Annotated in this window: 18 protein-coding genes; 11 read left to right on the top strand and 7 right to left on the bottom strand. The window is 63.3% G+C overall.

Translation table 11 applies throughout. The features are described 5' to 3' along the window. Positions 1–19: 19 nt before the first annotated feature. Entirely contained in the window at positions 20–1819 is a 1800-nt protein-coding gene (locus ASD44_RS11960) for an ABC transporter transmembrane domain-containing protein (RefSeq protein ID WP_056112111.1), read from the bottom strand. A 175-nt stretch (positions 1820–1994) separates the two neighbouring features. On the opposite strand from ASD44_RS11960, the gene rpmE reads away from it, so the two are divergent. Next, positions 1995–2216: a 50S ribosomal protein L31 gene (gene rpmE / locus ASD44_RS11965; RefSeq protein WP_056112114.1), complete on the top strand. Its 222-nt coding sequence runs from the start codon at positions 1995–1997 to the stop codon at positions 2214–2216. Positions 2217–2290: 74 nt separating this feature from the next. Here rpmE and acs read toward each other — a convergent pair whose 3' ends face one another. Continuing rightward, the gene (gene acs, locus ASD44_RS11970) at positions 2291–4246 is read right to left on the bottom strand and encodes an acetate--CoA ligase (RefSeq protein ID WP_056112117.1); all 1956 of its coding nucleotides are present in this window, start codon (positions 4244–4246) and stop codon (positions 2291–2293) included. 258 nt (positions 4247–4504) lie between these two features. Between acs and ASD44_RS11975 the strand changes: the two genes are divergently transcribed. Beyond that, positions 4505–4777 carry an aspartate-semialdehyde dehydrogenase gene (locus ASD44_RS11975; protein WP_056116005.1) on the top strand — a complete coding sequence of 91 codons (273 nt, stop codon included), beginning with the start codon at positions 4505–4507 and terminating at the stop codon, positions 4775–4777. Between the two features lie 141 nt (positions 4778–4918). After that, on the top strand, positions 4919–6025 hold the full coding sequence (locus ASD44_RS11980) for an ABC transporter substrate-binding protein (RefSeq protein WP_056116008.1): 1107 nt from the start codon (positions 4919–4921) through the stop codon (positions 6023–6025). Positions 6026–6119: 94 nt separating this feature from the next. On the opposite strand, the gene ASD44_RS11985 is transcribed toward ASD44_RS11980, so the two are convergent. After that, entirely contained in the window at positions 6120–6809 is a 690-nt protein-coding gene (locus ASD44_RS11985; RefSeq protein ID WP_056112119.1) for a YggS family pyridoxal phosphate-dependent enzyme, read from the bottom strand. Positions 6810–6945: 136 nt separating this feature from the next. On the opposite strand from ASD44_RS11985, the gene leuS reads away from it, so the two are divergent. Together leuS and lptE are read left to right on the top strand one after the other, a co-directional pair. Next, on the top strand, positions 6946–9567 hold the full coding sequence (gene leuS / locus ASD44_RS11990; protein WP_056112121.1) for a leucine--tRNA ligase: 2622 nt from the start codon (positions 6946–6948) through the stop codon (positions 9565–9567). Continuing rightward, positions 9554–10126, top strand: a complete 573-nt coding sequence (lptE, locus tag ASD44_RS11995) for an LPS assembly lipoprotein LptE (RefSeq protein ID WP_056112124.1) — start codon at positions 9554–9556, stop codon at positions 10124–10126. The genes leuS and lptE overlap by 14 nt, the downstream gene beginning before the upstream one ends. A 35-nt stretch (positions 10127–10161) precedes the next feature. Here the strand turns inward: lptE and fsa are convergent, their stop codons facing one another. Beyond that, positions 10162–10818, bottom strand: coding sequence for a fructose-6-phosphate aldolase (gene fsa, locus ASD44_RS12000; RefSeq protein WP_056112126.1), 657 nt, complete (start codon positions 10816–10818; stop codon positions 10162–10164). Positions 10819–10908: 90 nt separating this feature from the next. Between fsa and ASD44_RS12005 the strand changes: the two genes are divergently transcribed. Next, positions 10909–13095, top strand: a complete 2187-nt coding sequence (locus tag ASD44_RS12005; protein WP_056112128.1) for a primosomal protein N' — start codon at positions 10909–10911, stop codon at positions 13093–13095. Between the two features lie 25 nt (positions 13096–13120). Continuing rightward, entirely contained in the window at positions 13121–13816 is a 696-nt protein-coding gene (locus ASD44_RS12010) for an aspartate/glutamate racemase family protein (protein WP_056112131.1), read from the top strand. Between the two features lie 34 nt (positions 13817–13850). On the opposite strand, the gene ASD44_RS12015 is transcribed toward ASD44_RS12010, so the two are convergent. From ASD44_RS12015 to ASD44_RS12025, 3 genes are all read right to left on the bottom strand, one after another. Then, complete coding sequence (locus ASD44_RS12015; protein WP_056116015.1) at positions 13851–14129, bottom strand: DUF1488 domain-containing protein; 279 nt, start codon at positions 14127–14129, stop codon at positions 13851–13853. Positions 14130–14319: 190 nt separating this feature from the next. Further along, positions 14320–14688, bottom strand: coding sequence for a hypothetical protein (locus tag ASD44_RS12020; protein WP_056112134.1), 369 nt, complete (start codon positions 14686–14688; stop codon positions 14320–14322). Next, entirely contained in the window at positions 14685–14948 is a 264-nt protein-coding gene (locus ASD44_RS12025; protein WP_056112138.1) for a hypothetical protein, read from the bottom strand. The genes ASD44_RS12020 and ASD44_RS12025 overlap by 4 nt, the downstream gene beginning before the upstream one ends. A 603-nt stretch (positions 14949–15551) precedes the next feature. On the opposite strand from ASD44_RS12025, the gene ASD44_RS12030 reads away from it, so the two are divergent. From ASD44_RS12030 to ASD44_RS12045, 4 genes are all read left to right on the top strand, one after another. Beyond that, positions 15552–15947: a DUF4345 family protein gene (locus tag ASD44_RS12030; RefSeq protein ID WP_056112139.1), complete on the top strand. Its 396-nt coding sequence runs from the start codon at positions 15552–15554 to the stop codon at positions 15945–15947. Between the two features lie 235 nt (positions 15948–16182). After that, positions 16183–16743, top strand: coding sequence for a F0F1 ATP synthase subunit delta (locus ASD44_RS12035; RefSeq protein ID WP_056112141.1), 561 nt, complete (start codon positions 16183–16185; stop codon positions 16741–16743). Further along, the gene (gene atpA / locus ASD44_RS12040) at positions 16743–18272 is read left to right on the top strand and encodes a F0F1 ATP synthase subunit alpha (protein WP_056112145.1); all 1530 of its coding nucleotides are present in this window, start codon (positions 16743–16745) and stop codon (positions 18270–18272) included. The genes ASD44_RS12035 and atpA overlap by 1 nt, the downstream gene beginning before the upstream one ends. Positions 18273–18314: 42 nt before the next feature. Then, the gene (locus ASD44_RS12045; protein WP_056112147.1) at positions 18315–19196 is read left to right on the top strand and encodes a F0F1 ATP synthase subunit gamma; all 882 of its coding nucleotides are present in this window, start codon (positions 18315–18317) and stop codon (positions 19194–19196) included. The last annotated feature ends 37 nt before the right edge of the window (positions 19197–19233 follow it).

Raw genomic sequence — 19233 nt, forward strand, 5'->3', positions numbered from 1 at the left:
ATCCCCGAAGAGCGAGCCCCTACTCCGCCGCCCCCATGAAGGCGTCCGCGCCGGTCTCGAACTGCAGCTTGGCCAGTCGCGCATAGATGCCGCCCTTGGCGACGAGGCTCTTGTGGGTGCCTTCCTCGACGATACGGCCGCCGTCCATCACCAGGATCCGGTCGGCCTTCAGCACCGTAGCGAGCCGATGCGCGATCACCAGCGTGGTGCGGCCGCGCATCAGATGTTCCAGCGCCGCCTGCACCAGCGTCTCGCTCTCGGCGTCGAGCGAGGACGTCGCCTCGTCCAGCAACAGGATCGGCGCGTCGCGCAAAATGGCGCGGGCAATGGCGATGCGCTGCCGCTGGCCGCCTGATAGCGTGACGCCGCGTTCGCCGAGTTGCGTGTCGTAGCCGTCCCTCAGCTTCGTGATGAATGGATCGGCAAGCGCCGCCGTCGCCGCTGCCTCGATCTCGGCACCGGAGGCGCCCGGCCTGCCGAAGCCTATATTGTCGCGCGCGCTGGCGGCGAACACGGTCACATCCTGCGGCACGATGGCGATCCGTTGCCTAAGCGCTGCCGGATCGGCCTCGCGCGCTTCGATACCGTCGATCGCTATCGACCCCGTTTCGGGGTCGTAGAAGCGCAGGATCAGCGAAAAGACCGTGCTCTTGCCGGCGCCCGAGGGACCGACGATCGCCACCGTCTCCCCGGGCTTGACCGCAAAGGTCAGCCCGTGAACAGCGGCGCGGTCCGGTCGCGCCGGATAGGAGAAGGACACGTTGTCGAAGGCAATGGCGCCCCGCGCCGTCGCCGGCAGCGGCTTGGGGTTCGGGGGCGCACCGATGGCCGGTCTTTCGGCGAGGATTTCAGTCAGGCGTTCAGCCGCGCCCGCGGCCTGCGAAAGTTCGCCCCACACTTCAGACAGCGCGCCCAGCGCCCCGGCGGCGAACACCGCATAGAGCAGGAACTGTCCGAGCGTGCCGGGCGACAGCGTGCCGGACAGCACGTCGCGCGAGCCGAACCACAGCACAGCCACGACGGACGAGAAAATCATGAAGATGGCAAAGAATGTCAGCAACGCGCGCGCAAGCACGGATGAGCGCGCCGCGTTGAAAGCCGCTTCCACCGCCGCCGCGAACCGCCCCGTCACGAGCTTTTCGTTGGTGAAGGCCTGCAGCGTGCGCACCGCGCCGATCTGCTCGCTGGCATAGGCGGTCGCCTCGGCCAGCGTATCCTGCGCCTGCCGGGATCTGCGCCGCACCGACCGGCCAAACGCGACCAACGGCAGCACGATGATCGGGATTGCCACAATGACAAGGCCGGACAGCTTGGCGCTCGTCACCACCATCATGGCGACGGCGCCAAGGCCGAGGATGATGTTGCGCAGCGCCACCGAGGCTGTCGCGCCGACTGCCGATTTCACCTGCGTCGTGTCCGCGGCCAGCCGCGAGACGATCTCGCCGGAATGCGCGGTATCAAAAAAGGCCGGCGACAGCGCCGTGACGTGGGAAAAGACGTCGCGGCGGATGTCGGCGACGACGCGCTCGCCGAGCGTGATGACGAAATAGTAGCGGCCGGCGGACGCCAGCGCCAGCACCGCGGCCATCACCACCAGCATGGTGAAGTAATTGGCGATGAAAGTGGAATCGGCGGAGGAAAACCCGTGGTCGATCATGCGCCGGACGGCAACCGGCAGCGCCAGCGTGGTCAGCGCGGCCAGGACGAGCGAGACGACGGCGCCGGCCACCAGGCCGCGATACCGGCCGATATAGGGAACCAGCCGCCGGAGCGGCGCCGGCGAAGGGCGCCGTCCATCCCCGCTCGCTTGTTCCGCCATGCCCGGTTTCCTGTTCGAATTGGCTTCGGCGCGGCCTTGTGATTCAATTTGGCCTGATGTATAGGCTCGCCGACCGTTTTGGAAGCTGCGGCTCCTGCATAGCTGCGGCTTCTCGTTTTAAAAAGGGGCGCATCGACGCAGGCCGTCAGCCGCACCCCTCAGCAGGACAAGAGCCATGAAGACCGAAATCCATCCCGACTACCATACGATCAAGGTCGTCATGACCGACGGCACCGAGTATATGACGCGCTCGACCTGGGGCAAGGAAGGCGACACGATGAACCTCGACATCGACCCGTCGACCCATCCGGCTTGGACCGGCGGCCAGCAGACGCTGCTCGACCGCGGCGGCCGTCTCTCCAAATTCAAGAACAAGTTCGCCAATCTCGGCATCTGAACGGTTCTTGCCGGCATTAAAAAACCCGCCTTCGAGGCGGGTTTTTTGTTGTTTGTGCGGCAAGGCCGGCAGGATCACTTCTTCTTGTTCTGCCGGTTCTCGATCAGGTCGTCGACCACCGCCGGATCGGCGAGCGTCGAGGTATCGCCCAGCGCGCCGAAATCGTCCTCGGCGATCTTGCGCAGGATGCGGCGCATGATCTTGCCCGAACGCGTCTTCGGCAGGCCCGGCGCGAACTGGATCTTGTCTGGCGCGGCGATGGCGCCGATCTCCTTGCGCACATGCGCGACCAGTTCCTTCCGCAGCTCCTCGGTCGGCTTTTCGCCGGCCATCAGCGTCACATAGCTGTAGATGCCCTGGCCCTTGATGTCGTGGGGATAGCCGACGACCGCGGCCTCCGACACCTTGTCGTGGCTGACCAGCGCCGACTCCACCTCGGCCGTGCCCATGCGGTGGCCGGACACGTTGATGACGTCATCGACGCGGCCGGTGATCCAGTAGTAGCCGTCCTCGTCGCGCCGGCAACCGTCGCCGGTGAAGTACTTGCCCTTGTAGGTAGCGAAATAGGTCTGCACGAAGCGGTCATGGTCGCCATAGACGGTGCGCATCTGGCCCGGCCATGAGTCGACGATGCAGAGATTGCCGTCGGTCGCCCCTTCCAGCACATTGTCCTCATTGTCGACCAGTTGCGGCTTGATGCCGAAGAACGGCCGCGTCGCCGAGCCCGGCTTCAAGTCGGTCGCGCCAGGCAGCGGCGTGATCAGGATGCCGCCGGTCTCCGTCTGCCACCAGGTGTCGACAATCGGCACCCTGGAGTTGCCGACCACCTTGTAATACCACTCCCAGGCTTCCGGGTTGATCGGTTCACCGACCGAGCCCAGCACGCGCAGGCTCTTGCGCGAGGTCTTCTTCACCGGCTCCTCGCCGGCGCCCATCAGCGCGCGGATAGCGGTCGGCGCGGTGTAGAAAATGTTGACCTTGTGCTTGTCGACCACTTCCCAGAACCGCGAGGTCGAGGGGTAATTCGGCACGCCTTCGAACATCAGCGTCGTCGCGCCATTGGCCAGCGGTCCGTAGACGATGTAGCTGTGCCCGGTCACCCAGCCGACATCGGCGGTGCACCAGTAGATATCGCCGTCATGGTAGTCGAAGACGTATTGATGCGTCATCGATGCATAGACGAGATAGCCGCCGGTCGTGTGCAGCACACCCTTCGGCTTGCCGGTCGAGCCTGACGTATAGAGGATGAACAGAGGGTCTTCCGCCTTCATCTTCTCCGGCTTGCAGTCCGGCTTCGCCGCCGCGACCTCATCGTGATACCAGACGTCGCGGCCATCGGCCCAGCCAACCTTGCCGCCGGTGCGGCGCACCACGACGACTGTTTTGACCTTGGTGCCGGCCTTGGCGGCGATCTCCACCGCCCTGTCGGTATTTTCCTTGAGCGGAATGGTCTTGCCGCCACGCAGTCCTTCGTCGGCGGTGATGACGAAGGTCGATTTGCAATCGTCGATGCGCCCGGCCAGCGCGTCGGGCGAAAAGCCGCCAAAGACGATCGAATGGATCGCGCCGATACGCGTGCAGGCGAGCATCGCATAGGCCGCCTCCGGGATCATCGGCATATAGATGGTGACGCGGTCGCCCTTCTTGACGCCGTGCGTCTTCATCACGTTGGCGAGGCGGCAGACATGCTCGTGAAGCTCGTTATAGGTGATTTTCTTGTCGTCGTAGGGGTTGTCGCCTTCCCAGATGATCGCCGTCTGGTTTCCGCGCTTCTTCAGATGACGGTCGATGCAGTTGTAGGAGACGTTGGTCAGCCCGTCCTCGAACCACTTGATCGACACCTTGCCTTTGAAGGACGTGTTCTGAACCTTGGTGTACGGCTTGAACCAGTCGATCCGCTTGCCGTGCTTGCCCCAGAACTTGTCCGGGTTCCTCACGCTTTCGGCATACCACTTCAGGTATGTGTCGTTGTCGATCAAGGCGTTCTTTTTCCACGCCGGCTGCACCCGGTGGACACGGACTTCGGACATTTCTGTGCATTCCTCCCGAATTTCGACGCCGGTTACGCACCGACGGCATCGCGGCCAGAAGCTGCGGATGCCCGGCATTATTATCAATTCTTACCCGGCGGCAACATTAGACGTTGGGGGAGCGTGGCGGGATGACGCACATTGTGGCGTCCAATCGAAGACGTCGGCCGGCCGGATGAAGACGTCGTTCAGAACCGGTTAACCATCCGGGCGCAGACTTCGGATGGGAGGATTGGCACCAGCGCCTGCGAGGCAGACATGCGCGACCATTCCGAACTGGAACTGCTGCTGAAAGGCTACGGCCTGACCACCGCCAGGATCCTATACCACTTCCCCGACCACCCGCATCTGCTGCAGACCTATGTCTGGCAGGACTACGATCTGGCCCCGAAATTCCCGGCTCTGTTCAGCTTCATCGAGTTCTGGAGGACCCGGCTCGAAGGACCGCTGCATTCCATTCAGTACACCCACAGCCGGCTGATCGCGCCGAACGAATGGCGCAAGGTGGACGGCGAACTGGTCCTCCACTGAGGCAGAATTGCCGGCGGCACGACATCTGGCCCACATGAAAGGGGCCGGGCGGGCCTTTCCGATCGCTTCCACAGGCGTGAATGTCTATGGCTAGGGCTTTCCGCCGGCCAGACAGGACCGGCCACACAAGGAGTCATGCCAATGAAGATGAAGCTGCTTGCCGGCGTCGCCATCGCCGCAACCCTGGCGTTCGCGAATTCCGCCTTGGCCGACATCACCATCGGTGTTGTCGCGCCGCTGACTGGGCCGGTCGCCGCCTATGGCGACCAGGTCAAGAATGGCGCCGAGGCCGCCGTCGAGACCATCAACAAGAACGGCGGCGTTCTGGGTGAAAAAATCGTGCTCAAGCTCGCCGACGACGCCGGCGATCCCAAGCAGGGTGTCTCGGCCGCCAACAATCTGGTCGGCGACGGCGTGCATTTCGTCGTCGGTCCGGTCACGTCCGGCGTCGCCATACCGGCCTCGGACGTGTTCGCCGAGAACGGGGTTCTGATGGTGACCCCGACGGCCACCGCGCCGGACCTCACCAGCCGCGGTCTCACCAACGTGCTGCGCACCTGCGGCCGCGACGACCAGCAGGCCGAGGTCGCCGCCAAATACGTGCTCGAGCACATGAAGGACAAGAAAATCGCCGTCGTTCACGACAAGGGCACCTATGGCATGGGTCTCGCCAATGCATTCAAGGCGGCGCTGAACAAGGGCGGTGTCACCGAGGTGCTCTATGAAGGCATCATGCCTGGCGAAAAGGACTATTCAGCCATCGTTGCGAGGCTGAAGAATGACGGCGCTGAAGTCATCTATTTCGGCGGGTACCACCCGGAGGGCGGCCTGATCGCCCGCCAGCTCGCGGATGGCGGCGTCAAGGCGCAGATCATCGGCGGCGAAGGCCTGTCCAACACCGAATACTGGGCGATCGGCAATGAGGCGGCGGCCGGCACGCTGTTCACCAACGCGTCGGATGCGCTGAAGAACCCCGACTCGGCCGAGGCCGTGCAGGTGCTGAAGGCGAAGAACATTCCGGCTGAGGCCTTCACGCTCAACGCCTATGCCGCCGTGCAGGTCATCAAGGCCGGAATCGAGAAGGCCGGCAAGGCCGACGACGCGACCGCCGTCGCCGCCGCGCTGAAAGACGGCCAGCCGGTCGAGACCGCCATCGGCAAATTGACCTACGGCGAGACCGGCGACCTGTCCTCGCCGAGCTTCTCCCTGTTCAAGTGGGAAGACGGCAAGATCGTCCCTGTGGAATGAGTTTTCGCCATGCTATTTGGAAGGCCGGGGCAACGCTCCGGCCTTTTTCGTGGTGCCTTTCCGGAAAGGCTGGCCGTAGCCGGCCTACGTCCGCTCAGGCGGGAACCGCCGCCGGCGCATAGGTGCGGCCGCCGAAAATCGCCGAGCCGACGCGCACACTCGTCGCGCCGAAGGCGATAGCCACCTGATAGTCGCTGGACATGCCCATCGAAAGCTTTTCGACGCCCGCTTCCTTGGCGAGCTTGCCGAGGAGCGCGAAATGCGGTCCAGGATTTTCCTCGGCCGGCGGAATGCACATCAGGCCCTCGATATGCAGGCCATGCTCGTTGCGGCATCGGGCCACGAAAGCCACCGCATCCTTCGGCTCGATGCCCGCTTTCTGCGGTTCGGACCCCGTATTGACCTGCACGTAAAGCCGCGGGGTCCTGCCCTGCTTGCGCGTTTCCTTGGCAATTTCGGCGGCGATCTTTTCACGATCGACCGACTGGATGACATCGAAAAGCTCGACGGCGTCCTTGGTCTTGTTCGACTGCAACGGCCCGAGCAGATGCAGCTCGATGCCCGGATATTGCGCTCTGAGCGCCGGCCACTTGCCCTGCGCCTCCTGCACCTTGTTCTCGCCGAAGATTCGCTGGCCCGCTTCGATGGCCGGCCGGATATCGTCGGGACCGAAGGTCTTGGAAACGGCTACGAGCGAGGCCGAACCGGCTTCGCGCTTTGCTTCGCGCTCGGCGGCTGCGATGTTTGCTTTGACCGCCTCAAGCTGCGAGACCGTATCACTCATCGTATGATCCTTCTGTTTTTGACCCGGCGCTGCGCCCGCATGGTTGACGGGTTCGGCAAAGCATGGTGAAGACCCGGACCGAGCTTTATGAACCGCTGCAGGCGTGTTCCCCAACGTTTTAAGTGAAAAACGTCTCATGGCAACAGAACGATATAATCCGCGCGCATCGGAACCGAAATGGCAAAAGGCCTGGGACGCCGCCAAGCTGTTTGAAACCCGCAACGACGATCCGCGTCCGAAATACTATGTGCTGGAGATGTTCCCCTATCCTTCGGGGCGCATCCATATGGGTCACGTGCGCAACTACACGATGGGCGACGTGGTGGCGCGCTATCGCCGCGCCATGGGCGACAATGTCTTGCACCCGATGGGCTGGGATGCCTTCGGGCTGCCAGCGGAAAACGCCGCGCGTGACAACAAGGTCAACCCGCGCGAATGGACCTACGCCAACATCGCCACCATGAGAGGCCAGTTGAAGACCATGGGTCTGTCGCTGGACTGGGCGCGCGAGTTCGCCACCTGCGATCCGGGCTACTACAAGCACCAGCAGAAAATGTTCCTGGATTTCTGGCGCGCCGGACTGGTGGAGCGCAAGTCGGCCAAGGTCAACTGGGACCCGGAAGACATGACCGTCCTCGCCAACGAGCAGGTCATCGACGGGCGCGGCTGGCGCTCCGGCGCTCCTGTCGAGCAGCGCGACCTGACGCAATGGTTCTTCAAGATCACCTCGATGAGCCAGGATTTGCTGGATGGGCTGGATACGCTCGACCGCTGGCCCGAGAAGGTCAAGCTGATGCAGGCCAACTGGATCGGCCGCTCGGAGGGGTTGCTGATCCGCTGGAAGCTGGACAATCCGCCCGCCGGCGAGAGCGAGCTGGAAGTCTACACGACACGCCCCGACACCATCTTCGGCGCGTCCTTCATGGCCATTGCCGCCGATCATCCGCTGGCGAGGAAGGCGGCTGAGGGAAATCCCGAGCTGGCTTCTTTCATCGAGGACGTGCGCCGGCGCGGCACCTCGGCGGCCGAACTGGAAACCGCCGAGAAACGCGGCTTCGACACCGGCCTGCGCGTCGTGCATCCCTTCGACCCGAGCTGGACGCTGCCCGTCTATGTCGCCAATTTCGTGCTGATGGACTATGGCACCGGCGCCATCTTCGGCTGCCCGTCCGGCGACCAGCGCGACCTCGACTTCGCCAACAAATACGGCTTGCCGGTCGTTCCGGTCGTCATGCCGGAAGGCGCGGACGCCGCGACCTTCCAGGTCACCGACGAGGCCTATACCGACGACGGCGTGATGTTCAATTCGCGCTTCCTCGACGGCATGAAGCCGAAGGCCGCGTTCGAGGAGGTCGCCACGCGGCTGTCCGGCATCAGCATCGGCAACCGCCCGCAGGCCGAGCGCAAGGTGCAGTTTCGCCTGCGCGACTGGCTGATCTCGCGCCAGCGCTACTGGGGCTGTCCGATCCCGGTGATTCACTGCGACGATTGCGGCGCGGTCCCCGTGCCGGATGCCGACCTGCCGGTCCGGCTGCCCGACGACGTGACCTTCGACAAGCCGGGCAACCCGCTGGACCATCATCCGACCTGGAAACACGCCGACTGCCCGAAATGCGGCAAGGCGGCGCGGCGCGACACCGATACGATGGACACCTTCGTCGATTCGTCGTGGTATTTCGCCCGCTTCACCGACCCGTGGAACGAGGCCGCGCCAACGACGCTGTCCTGCGTCGATGGCAAGGGTGGCTGGCTGCCGGTCAACCAGTATATCGGCGGTATCGAGCACGCGATCCTGCACCTGCTCTATTCGCGTTTCTTCACCCGCGCCATGACCGCCACCGGCCATCTGAACGAAGTGAAGGAGCCGTTCCAGGGCCTGTTCACGCAAGGCATGGTGGTGCATGAGACCTACAAGGGACCGAGCGGGTGGGTAAATCCGCGAGAGCTGAAAATCGAGGATATCAACGGAGAGCGTCGCGCGACCCTGCTCGAAACCGGAGCACCGGTCGAGATTGGTCCCATCGAGAAGATGTCGAAGGCTAAAAAAAATGTCGTCGATCCCGACGACATCATGACCAGCTACGGCGCCGACACGGCGCGCTGGTTTATGCTGTCGGATTCGCCGCCCGAGCGGGACGTCTTGTGGACCGAGGCCGGCGTCGAGGGCGCGCACCGTTTCGTCCAGCGCGTCTGGCGTCTTGTGTCGGAAGCCGCCCCTGCTCTGGCCGGGGTGAAGCCCGCTGCCGCGGCTGAAGGCGATGCGGCCGCGGTTTCCAGGCAGGCGCACCGGATTCTCAAAGCCGTCGGTGAAGACATCGGCCGCCTGCACTTCAACAAGGCGGTCGCCCGCATCTACGAACTGACCAACGCGCTGTCGCCCCATGCAGCCAACCTCGGCAAGGCCGATGCCGGCCAAAAGGGCGCCGTCAGGCAGGCTCTGGAGTTCCTCGTCCAGCTGATCGCGCCGATGATGCCGCACCTTGCCGAGGAATGCTGGGCAGAGCTCGGCGGCCGCGGATTGGCCGGCGAGCAGGCATGGCCGGCCTTCGATCCCGCGCTGACGGTGGACGACGAGATCGTGCTGCCTGTACAGATCAACGGCAAGAAGCGCGGCGATTTGACAATTGCCCGCGACGCAGACCAAGGTGCGGTCGAAAAAGCGGTCCTGGCCCTGGATTTCGTCGAGAAGGCGCTGGAGGGCAGGACACCGCGCAAGGTGGTGATCGTCCCGCAAAGGATCGTCAATGTCGTCGTCTGAACCGAGCCGCCCGAAGACCGCGCGGCATTTGCGCAATGCGACCCTGGCCGGAATGTTGGGCCTGCTGGCGCTGGCTTCGGCCTGCACCGTGCGGCCACTCTATTCGAACGCGCCGCTGTTAGCCGGTTCCACCGTCGGCGCCCGCGCCGAACTGGCGTCGATTGCCGTCAAGCCGGTCGATTCCCGCTACGCGCAGCAGGTCCGCAACAATCTCATCTATGGTCTGACTGGCGGCGGCGGCGAACCTGCCAATCCGGTCTATTCGCTTGATCTGGATGTTGTCGAGACCGTCGAATCGGCAGCCGTCATCCAGGTGACCAAGGAGATCGACGAGCCGACCGCCGGCACCGTCACTCTCAAGGCGAACTACAGGCTGGTGGAAATCTCTACCGGCAAGGTCATCGGATCGGGAAGCCGCTCGTTGACGTCCTCCTTCGACAAGTCGAAGCAGGAATTCGCGACGATGCGGGCGCAGATCGACGCCGAGAACCGCGCCGCGCGGGAACTGGCCAGCCTGCTGCAACTGAAGATCGCGCAGGATCTGGCGAAGCGCTCCTAACGCTTCGCCACTCCGTCCGTCTGATCCGAAAACCGTTACCCGATCTTCTGGCCGGTCTTCGCCCAATCCGCGAGGAACTGTTCGAGGCCCTTGTCGGTCAGCGGGTGCTTGACCAGCGCCTTGAGCGTCGCTGGCGGGGCCGTGACGACATCGGCGCCTATCATGGCAGCCTGTTTGACATGATTGACCGTGCGGACCGACGCGACGAGGATTTCGGTGGCGAAATCGTAGTTGTCGTAGATCTGGCGAATTTCCTGGATCAGTTCCATGCCGTCCGCACCGGTGTCATCGACACGGCCGACAAAGGGCGAAATGAACGAAGCACCGGCCTTGGCGGCGAGTAGCGCCTGGTTGGCCGAGAAACACAAGGTCACATTGACCAGGCGATTCATGTCGTTGCGGATCGACTTGCAGGCCTTGAGCCCATCGAGCGTCAGCGGCACCTTGATGCAGACATTGTCAGCGATCTTGGCCAGCACCTCGGCCTCACGCATCATCTGCTTGTATTCCGTTGCCACCACTTCTGCCGAAACCGGACCCTCGACGACCGAGCAGATTTCCTTCGTCACCTCGGTGATCGAGCCGCCCGACTTCAAAATCAGCGACGGATTGGTGGTGACGCCATCGAGCAGGCCGAGATCGTTGAGTTCCTTGATTTCCTTGATGTCGGCGGTATCGGCGAAGAATTTCATGATGGTCTCCTTGGATATTCGCAAGTGCCGGCAGGGCACGCTGCTGGTCGGCCTTTGCTCTAGACCAAAGTCGGGGCAAGGTCACGCGCAATGACGACGCGAGATTCGCCCTTTTCTTCGGCCGCGCCCGTGTTGGTGCCGATGCCGGCGGAACGTCCTTACACCTATGCGGTTCCGGCCGGAATGCGGGTGGTGCCGGGTTCGATCGTGCGCGTGCCGCTCGGACCGCGCCTCGTCGCGGGCATCGTCTGGGATGGCAAGGTCGAGGAACTCGATTCGAAAAGGCTGCGGCCGATCGATCACGTTTTCGACTGCCCTCCCATTTCGGCGTCGATGCGCCGTTTCGTCGACTGGGTGGCGCAATACACGCTTTCCGCCCCCGGTATGGTCGCCCGCATGTTGCTGCGTGCACCGGAGGCCTTCGACCCGGAACCCTGGATCGAAGGCATCCAGCGTACCTTGGCCGAACCCGACAGGATGACGGCGGCGCGGCAGCGCGTGCTCGAGGTGGCGGAAGGCGGCATGGCCTGGACCCGCTCCGGACTGGCGCACGCCGCAGGCGTCTCGTCCACGGTGATCGACGGCCTGCGCGGACAGGGCGTGTTCGAAACGGTGATGATCCCGCCGCGGCCAGTCGTCGCCGCACCCGATCCCGGCTATGCGTTGCCGGATTTGACGCCGGACCAAAGTGAAGCGGCCGAGATCCTTCGAACCGGTGTGGAAGCGGCGGAATTCGGCGTCACCCTGCTCGATGGCGTCACCGGCTCCGGCAAGACCGAAGTCTATTTCGAAGCCATCGCCGCCGCGCTGGAAAAGAGCGGACAGGTTCTGATCCTGCTGCCGGAAATCTCGCTGACCCATGCCTTCCTGGAGCGTTTCCAGGACCGCTTCGGGGCCAAGCCCGCCGAATGGCACTCCGACCTGCCGCCGAGAATGCGTGAAAAGGTCTGGAGGCAAGTGGCGGAAGGCAACGTGCGCGTCGTCGCCGGTGCCCGGTCCGCGCTGTTCCTGCCGTTCCGCGATCTTCGCCTGATCGTCGTCGACGAGGAACACGACCCCGCCTATAAGCAGGAAGACCGCGTCTTCTACAATGCCCGCGACATGGCCGTGGTCCGCGCCCGTATCGGCGGCTTTCCAGCCGTGCTCTCGTCGGCCACGCCATCCGTCGAAAGCCGCGTCAACGCCGAGCGGGGGCGCTACGCGCGCGCCGTCCTTTCCGGCCGCTTCGCCGAGGCGGCGCTTCCCGCGCTCAAGACCATCGACATGCGCCGCGCGCCGCCGGCAAAGGGCGGCTTCCTCTCGCCTCTGCTGCTGGCGCAAATGCGCCAGACGCTGGAAAGAGGCGAGCAGTCACTGCTGTTCCTCAACCGGCGCGGCTATGCGCCGCTGACGCTGTGCCGGGTCTGCGGCCACCGTTTCGGCTGCCCCGTCTGCTCTGCCTGGCTGGTCGAGCACCGCTTTCGCGGACAACTGATTTGCCATCATTGCGGCCATTCGGAAAAGCGCCCGGAAGCCTGCCCCGAGTGCGGCACGTTCGATCATCTGGTCGCCTGCGGTCCAGGCGTCGAGCGCATCGCCGAAGAGGTCGTCGAGCATTTTCCGGAGGCTCGCACCATCGTGTTGTCGTCCGACCTGATGGGCGGCGTGCGCCGCCTGCGGCTGGAACTGGAAGCCATCGCCCAGGGTGAGGCCGATATCGTCATCGGCACCCAGCTTGTCGCCAAGGGCCACAATTTTCCCAACATGACGCTGGTCGGCGTGGTCGACGCCGATCTCGGTCTTGCCAATGGCGATCCGCGCGCCGCCGAACGAACCTTCCAGCTTCTATCGCAGGTGACAGGACGCGCCGGCCGCACCGGCAAGAAAAGCGTCGGCCTGCTGCAGACCTTCCAGCCTGATCATCCGGTCATGCGGGCGATCGTATCGGGCGATGCCGAGAGTTTCTACGAGCGCGAGATCGCCGAACGCGAACGCGCCGCCCTGCCGCCCTTCGGCCGCCTTGCCGGCGTCATCGTCAGCGCCGCGACGAGGGCGGAGGCGGAAGGTCATGCCCGCGGCCTGCGCCGCGCAGCGCCCGAGGCTCCGGATATTTTCGTGCTGGGACCAGCCGAGGCGCCTCTGTCGCTGCTTGGGGGCCGTCATCGCTTCCGCCTGCTTGTGCAGGGCGAGCGCCGCGCCGATATGCAAGGCTTCCTGCGCGCCATGCTGGCGCAGGGACCGAAGATGCGCGGCTCCGTGCGCGTGCAGGTGGATATCGATCCGCAAAGCTTTCTGTGAGAAGTTCGGCCATGAGGAATTCGCGATGAAAACGATTGGCCTGCTTGGCGGCATGAGCTGGGAATCGACTGCCATCTATTACCGCCTGCTCAACGAGATTGTCCGCGACCGCTTGGGCGGGCTGCATTCAGCACAGTTGCTGCTGCATTCCTTTGACTTCGCCGAGATCGCCGAACGCCAGCACGAGGGCGACTGGAAGGGCGCTGCCGCCCTTCTGGTCGAAGCGGCGCGCAAACTGGAGATGGCAGGCGCTGAAGGCCTCATCATCTGCACCAACACCATGCACAAGCTGGCAGACGAGGTACAGGCAGCGATCTCGATTCCCATCGTCCATATCGCCGACGCCACCGGCGAGGCGGTGAAGAAGGCCGGCGTCAAGCGCCCGGCCCTGCTGGCCACCCGCTTCACCATGGAGCAGGATTTCTACAAGGGCCGCCTGGCCGAGCGCTACGGTTTGGAGCCGGTCGTGCCGGACGAAGCCGGGCGCGAGATCGTCCACAAGATCATCTATGACGAGCTTTGCCAGGGTCTGGTCATCGAGGCCTCGAAGGAGGCCTATATCGCCGAAATCAAGCGCATGTGGCTGAACGACAACATCGACGGCGTCATCATGGGCTGCACCGAGATCACCATGCTGATCGGCCAGCGCGATTTCGATATGCCGGTTTTCGATACCACCCGCATCCACGCCGAAGCGGCGGTGGCGTTTATGTTAGGCTGATCCCGGTCATGCGGATACGCCGCGTGGGAAAAGGCTACCCGCGAAGATCGGCAGCTGTGAGCATGTAGGCAGGGCTTTGACGGCCATTTGCATAGGCTTTCATCGCTGCCTTGTGGATAGAGCCTCGCGCGGCATCGAAAGCGGAAAGACAGCGCGCTTCGGCCATGTCGGCATCGCCTCGCGCCCCGCTAAACCCAAGCGCGGCAGCCTCGACGAGGAAACGCACCTCGAACATACCGTCATGACCCGTAAAGCGCACCGCGTTTCTGGTCTCGTCGAAACTGCGGCTGGGATTGGGAAAGCTGAGTGTCATGGCCGTGCCCGTTCTGTGTCCTGGTTGCGTCAGATTGATGTCGGCAGCATGTTGACGCTCGCTGCGCCCGTGGATCGCCAAGACGCTCTGATGGGCGCTCCGCAGTCTCAAAGGCAAATGTCAGGTCTTGCTCTTCCCACGCGGCGCGGTAGCTCCCGAGGTCAGTTTGACTTGACTGCCGAATGCAGTTTCAGCTTTCGGCGGCGCTTTTTCCTGCTTCGGCTTGCGAATTTCCCGATTGCTGTGTTTCTGTCCCTTGGCCATTGCCGAACGTCCTTTCGATGAGGGTTGAATCTTCACCGGCAAGTGGCATCGCCACCAGCTCGAGATTGTCTTGCGTCGTCACCCGCTCGTGACGTTCTTCGTCGCTGCGGATTCGATATTGAAGCGAACCGCCACGCGGCGGCAGTGTGCCCGTAATGTGGAAGATGTCCGCGCCCGCACTGGGCATTCCAAGACCGCCACGCAGCCGCACGACTTGGCCGATGGCGAAAAGATGCACGGCGGCTTCGCGCCGGACAGGACGGAGATTGCTTAGCATGGTGGTCGTGGCGATCATGGTTGTTCCTGGTCCTTTTGCAGGGCGTTTTCGAGAACAGCCGGATCGACGGGCGCTATGTGCCGGGTCAGGCTGTTCGCGGCAATCGCCGGCAGATGAATGAATGTGGCAACGCGTCGCCAGGCAAGATGCGACGCGCCTTCCAGAAGCTCCTCGTCCTGGTTGACAACGTAGTCTCCCGCTGGCTGCAGCGCGTCGAAGCCGTCCAGCGCGAAGGGCGAGGAAAAATGGACGATCTTTTGCGTGGAACGGCTTGTCATGGTTGCGGTCTCCGCGGGATCCCACTCAGCGCTCCCGTGCCGTCCTGTCCGAACACCGCGTCATCCCCGCGCTGGCAGTACATCCGTGCTCAGCGCCGATGATGATGCAAGGTTCGAACGGAGCGGCATGCCGCTCCGGAAAGGCGCAGCATGTGCTTCGAGAATTTGGTGGTGATGGCGGGTCGTAGGTCTCTGACACCGCGAAGCCAATTCGGCCAAATCAACAGACTTACAAATAGATTACAATCGAATTCTTTTCAAGAGAAAATGTCACTCGCGGCAATAAAAACATCAAAATACTTGCCGATGTGAAAATGAAAGGAAAATTTTCGTTCTATTTATTTTAATCGTAATTGACGGCTTCCGGTCGGATTCTCATGAGAAATTTGAACGATATTGTATGTTCCTGCGACCCCGCCGGTTGCTGGGCGTGCCGTGGGAACCGGCTTGCTTGCGCCCGAAAAAGCCCCGGCAGGCAAGGGCAAAGCGGGTCCGAAAAGCTGGTCAGGCGAATTCCAGGCAAAGTCTCGATTGCATCGCCGCCGCGCTTGACTTCCGCGCTCGCGGTCCTTCAATTCCGCAAGCGCAGTTGAGGGGACCGCGATGGAATTTTCCTTTCCGTGGCCGATGAGCCAGGGCGAATGGCTGGCCTGGTCAAGCGCTGTGTTCACGCTGGCGTTGGGACTGCTGCTTTTTCTCGCACCCGGCATCGGCTTTAGGCTGCTCCGGCTGCAGCCCAAAGAAGGAAAGCCGCAAGCGATTGCCGAAGGCCGGGCAAGGATGTCCGGCTTCTATCTCGGCGTCAGCCTCTGCTGCATCCTGCTTGCCCAGCCCTGGCTCTATATGGCGCTGGGTTTCTCATGGGCCTTCACCGCCTTCGGCCGCCTGCTGTCCATGATGTCCGACGGCGCCAACACGCCTTACAATTGGACCGCCCTTGTTCTGGAACTGGTGCTGGCCGCCCTGCCCCTCGCATTCGTCTTCGGCTTTTTGCCCTGAATCGCCGCGGATCGGTCGACCTCCGCACGCGGCATGCGACAATAGTGCCTGAAAACCATTCCCGCCGATGCATTGCGGTCCTAAAAGGGCTGTGCTAGACGGCAATCGACTTTCGGCCGGGGTAGCGGAAGCCGCTCTCCCGTGCTTGGAAAAAAGCAGCAAGGTCAAAGATTTAGCCAGAGTTCGTACTCGCGCCAACAATCTGCGGCCTGTCAGACAAGAGAAAAGACGGTCCGTGGCCCAGTCCTCCTCACCAGTTTCCGGTGTCGCAGAACGCTATGCCAGCTCGCTGTTCGAGCTTGCCCGGCAGGAAAATTCGATCGCCAGGGTCGAGGCCGATCTCGGCCGATTCGAGGCGCTGCTCGATGGCAGCGAAGATCTCCAGCGCCTGATCAAGAGCCCGGTGTTTGCCGCCGAGGATCAGGCCAGGGCAATCGCCGCCATCGTCACCAGGGCAAAGATCGCCGGGCTGGCCGGTAACTTCCTCAAAGTGGTCGCCGCCAACCGCCGCCTTTTCGCCGTGCCTGCCATGATCCGGGCTTTCCGCAGGATCGCCGCCGAGCATCGCGGCGAGGCCGCCGCCGAGGTGACTTCCGCCCACGCGCTGACGCCGGCGCAGGAAACCGAGCTGAAGGCCACACTCAAGAAAGTGGCCGGCAAGGATGTGGCGATTGCTGTCACCGTCGATCCATCCCTGTTGGGTGGCCTGGTGGTGAAGATGGGCTCGCGCCAGATCGATACGTCGCTCAAAACCAAACTCAATTCGCTCAAGCTTGCACTGAAAGAGGTCGGCTGATGGACATCCGCGCCGCGGAAATTTCCGCAATTCTCAAGGACCAGATCAAGAATTTCGGCAAGGAGGCTGAAGTCTCCGAAGTCGGCCAGGTGCTGTCCGTCGGTGACGGCATCGCCCGTGTCTACGGCCTCGACAACGTCCAGGCCGGCGAGATGGTCGAGTTCCCCGGCGGCATCCGCGGCATGGCGCTGAACCTTGAAAGCGACAATGTCGGCGTCGTCATCTTCGGCAACGACCGCGACATCAAGGAAGGCGACACCGTCAAGCGCACCGGCGCTATCGTCGATGCCCCCGTCGGCATGGGCCTGCTCGGCCGCGTCGTCGACGCGCTCGGCAATCCGATCGACGGCAAGGGCCCTATCAAGGCCGAGAAGCGCATGCGCGTCGACGTCAAGGCGCCCGGCATCATTCCGCGCAAGTCGGTCAACGAGCCGATGTCGACCGGCCTCAAGGCCATTGATGCGCTGATCCCGGTCGGCCGCGGCCAGCGCGAGCTGGTCATCGGCGATCGTCAGACCGGCAAGACCGCCATCATCCTCGACACCATGCTCAACCAGAAGTCGGTCCACGACAACGGTCCCGAGAAGGAAAAGCTTTACTGCGTCTACGTCGCCGTCGGCCAGAAGCGCTCGACCGTCGCGCAGTTCGTCAAGGTGCTGGAAGAGCGCGGCGCCCTGGAATATTCGATCATCATCGCCGCCACCGCTTCCGATCCTGCGCCGATGCAGTTCCTGGCGCCGTTCACCGCCTGCACCATGGGCGAATATTTCCGCGACAACGGCATGCACGCGCTGATCAGCTATGACGATCTGTCGAAGCAGGCCGTCGCCTATCGCCAGATGTCGCTGCTGCTGCGCCGCCCGCCGGGCCGCGAAGCCTATCCGGGCGACGTGTTCTACCTGCACTCCCGCCTGCTGGAGCGCGCCGCCAAGCTGAACGACGATTTGGGCGGCGGCTCGCTGACTGCCCTGCCGATCATCGAGACGCAGGCCAACGACGTGTCGGCCTATATCCCGACCAACGTGATTTCGATCACCGACGGGCAGATCTTCCTCGAGACCAACCTGTTCTTCCAGGGCATCCGCCCGGCCGTGAACGTCGGTCTCTCGGTTTCCCGCGTCGGCTCGGCCGCTCAGGTCAAGGCGATGAAGCAGGTTGCCGGCTCGATCAAGGGCGAGCTCGCCCAGTACCGCGAGATGGCCGCCTTCGCGCAGTTCGGTTCCGATCTGGACGCCGCGACGCAGCGCCTGCTGAACCGTGGCGCCCGCCTGACGGAGCTGCTCAAGCAGCCGCAGTTCTCGCCGCTCAAGACCGAGGAACAGGTTGCCGTCATCTTCGCCGGCGTCAATGGCTACCTCGACAAGCTGCCGGTTGCGCAGGTCGGCAAGTTCGAACAGGGCCTGCTGTCGCATATGCGCTCCGCCGGCAAGGAAATCCTCGACGCCATCCGCAAGGAAAAGGCGCTGTCGGACGATCTGCGCGGCAAGCTCAAGGCCGAGATCGACGCCTACGCCAGGACCTTCGCCTGATTTGACGGCGAAACGGACGAAAGACGCAATCGGGTTTGAAGCATGCCTTCGTTAAAAGACCTTCGTAACCGTATCGCCTCGGTCAAGGCGACGCAGAAAATCACCAAGGCGATGCAGATGGTCGCCGCGGCGAAGCTGCGCCGCGCGCAGGAAGCGGCGGAAGCGGCAAGGCCTTATTCCCAACGCATGGGCGCGGTTCTCGCCAACATCACCCAGGCGGTTGGCGGCGGCGGCGATGCGCCGGCGCTGATGACCGGCACCGGCAAGGACGACACCCATCTGCTCGTCGTCTGCACGGCCGAACGAGGTCTGTGCGGCGGTTTCAATTCGCAGATCGCCCGCCTAGCCCGCGAGCAGGCCCGCCGGCTTCTGGCGGACGGCAAGCAGGTGAAAATCCTCTGCGTCGGCAAGAAGGGCTATGACATCCTTAGGCGCGACTATGCCTCGCTGATCATCGACCGCGTCGATCTGCGTGAAGTGAAGACGCTCGGCTTCGTCAACGCCGACGCCATCGCGCGCAAGGTGATCCACCTCTTCAACGAAGGCGCTTTCGACGTCTGCACACTGATCTACTCGCAGTTCAAATCGGTGATCAGCCAGATCCCGACCGCGCAGCAGATCATCCCGGCGGCAGTGCCGGCTGCGAATGGCGAAGTCGCCAGCGACAGCGCCGTCTATGAATATGAGCCGGAGCCGGGCGAAATCCTCTCCGATCTCATCCCGCGCAACATCTCGGTGCAGATCTTCCGCGCCTTGCTGGAAAACGCGGCGGGCGAAATGGGCGCCAAGATGAGCGCCATGGACAATGCGACGCGCAACGCCGGCGACATGATCAACAAGCTGTCGATCACCTACAACCGCCAGCGGCAGGCGCAGATCACCAAGGAACTGATCGAAATCATTTCGGGCGCCGAAGCGCTCTAGCATGATGAAGCGGCGCCGCTTGGCCCGCGCCTCATGT

Source organism: Mesorhizobium sp. Root554, assembly GCF_001427025.1.
Lineage (GTDB): Bacteria > Pseudomonadota > Alphaproteobacteria > Rhizobiales > Rhizobiaceae > Mesorhizobium.

Excerpts from the sequence above, each read along its gene's own strand:
- ASD44_RS11960 (WP_056112111.1), bottom strand. The coding sequence starts at position 1,819 with ATGGCGGAACAAGCGAGCGGGGATGGACGGCGCCCTTCGCCGGCGCCG.
- rpmE (WP_056112114.1), top strand. The coding sequence starts at position 1,995 with ATGAAGACCGAAATCCATCCCGACTACCATACGATCAAGGTCGTCATG.
- acs (WP_056112117.1), bottom strand. The coding sequence starts at position 4,246 with ATGTCCGAAGTCCGTGTCCACCGGGTGCAGCCGGCGTGGAAAAAGAAC.
- ASD44_RS11975 (WP_056116005.1), top strand. The coding sequence starts at position 4,505 with ATGCGCGACCATTCCGAACTGGAACTGCTGCTGAAAGGCTACGGCCTG.
- ASD44_RS11980 (WP_056116008.1), top strand. The coding sequence starts at position 4,919 with ATGAAGATGAAGCTGCTTGCCGGCGTCGCCATCGCCGCAACCCTGGCG.
- ASD44_RS11985 (WP_056112119.1), bottom strand. The coding sequence starts at position 6,809 with ATGAGTGATACGGTCTCGCAGCTTGAGGCGGTCAAAGCAAACATCGCA.
- leuS (WP_056112121.1), top strand. The coding sequence starts at position 6,946 with ATGGCAACAGAACGATATAATCCGCGCGCATCGGAACCGAAATGGCAA.
- lptE (WP_056112124.1), top strand. The coding sequence starts at position 9,554 with ATGTCGTCGTCTGAACCGAGCCGCCCGAAGACCGCGCGGCATTTGCGC.
- fsa (WP_056112126.1), bottom strand. The coding sequence starts at position 10,818 with ATGAAATTCTTCGCCGATACCGCCGACATCAAGGAAATCAAGGAACTC.
- ASD44_RS12005 (WP_056112128.1), top strand. The coding sequence starts at position 10,909 with ATGACGACGCGAGATTCGCCCTTTTCTTCGGCCGCGCCCGTGTTGGTG.
- ASD44_RS12010 (WP_056112131.1), top strand. The coding sequence starts at position 13,121 with ATGAAAACGATTGGCCTGCTTGGCGGCATGAGCTGGGAATCGACTGCC.
- ASD44_RS12015 (WP_056116015.1), bottom strand. The coding sequence starts at position 14,129 with ATGACACTCAGCTTTCCCAATCCCAGCCGCAGTTTCGACGAGACCAGA.
- ASD44_RS12020 (WP_056112134.1), bottom strand. The coding sequence starts at position 14,688 with ATGATCGCCACGACCACCATGCTAAGCAATCTCCGTCCTGTCCGGCGC.
- ASD44_RS12025 (WP_056112138.1), bottom strand. The coding sequence starts at position 14,948 with ATGACAAGCCGTTCCACGCAAAAGATCGTCCATTTTTCCTCGCCCTTC.
- ASD44_RS12030 (WP_056112139.1), top strand. The coding sequence starts at position 15,552 with ATGGAATTTTCCTTTCCGTGGCCGATGAGCCAGGGCGAATGGCTGGCC.
- atpA (WP_056112145.1), top strand. The coding sequence starts at position 16,743 with ATGGACATCCGCGCCGCGGAAATTTCCGCAATTCTCAAGGACCAGATC.
- ASD44_RS12045 (WP_056112147.1), top strand. The coding sequence starts at position 18,315 with ATGCCTTCGTTAAAAGACCTTCGTAACCGTATCGCCTCGGTCAAGGCG.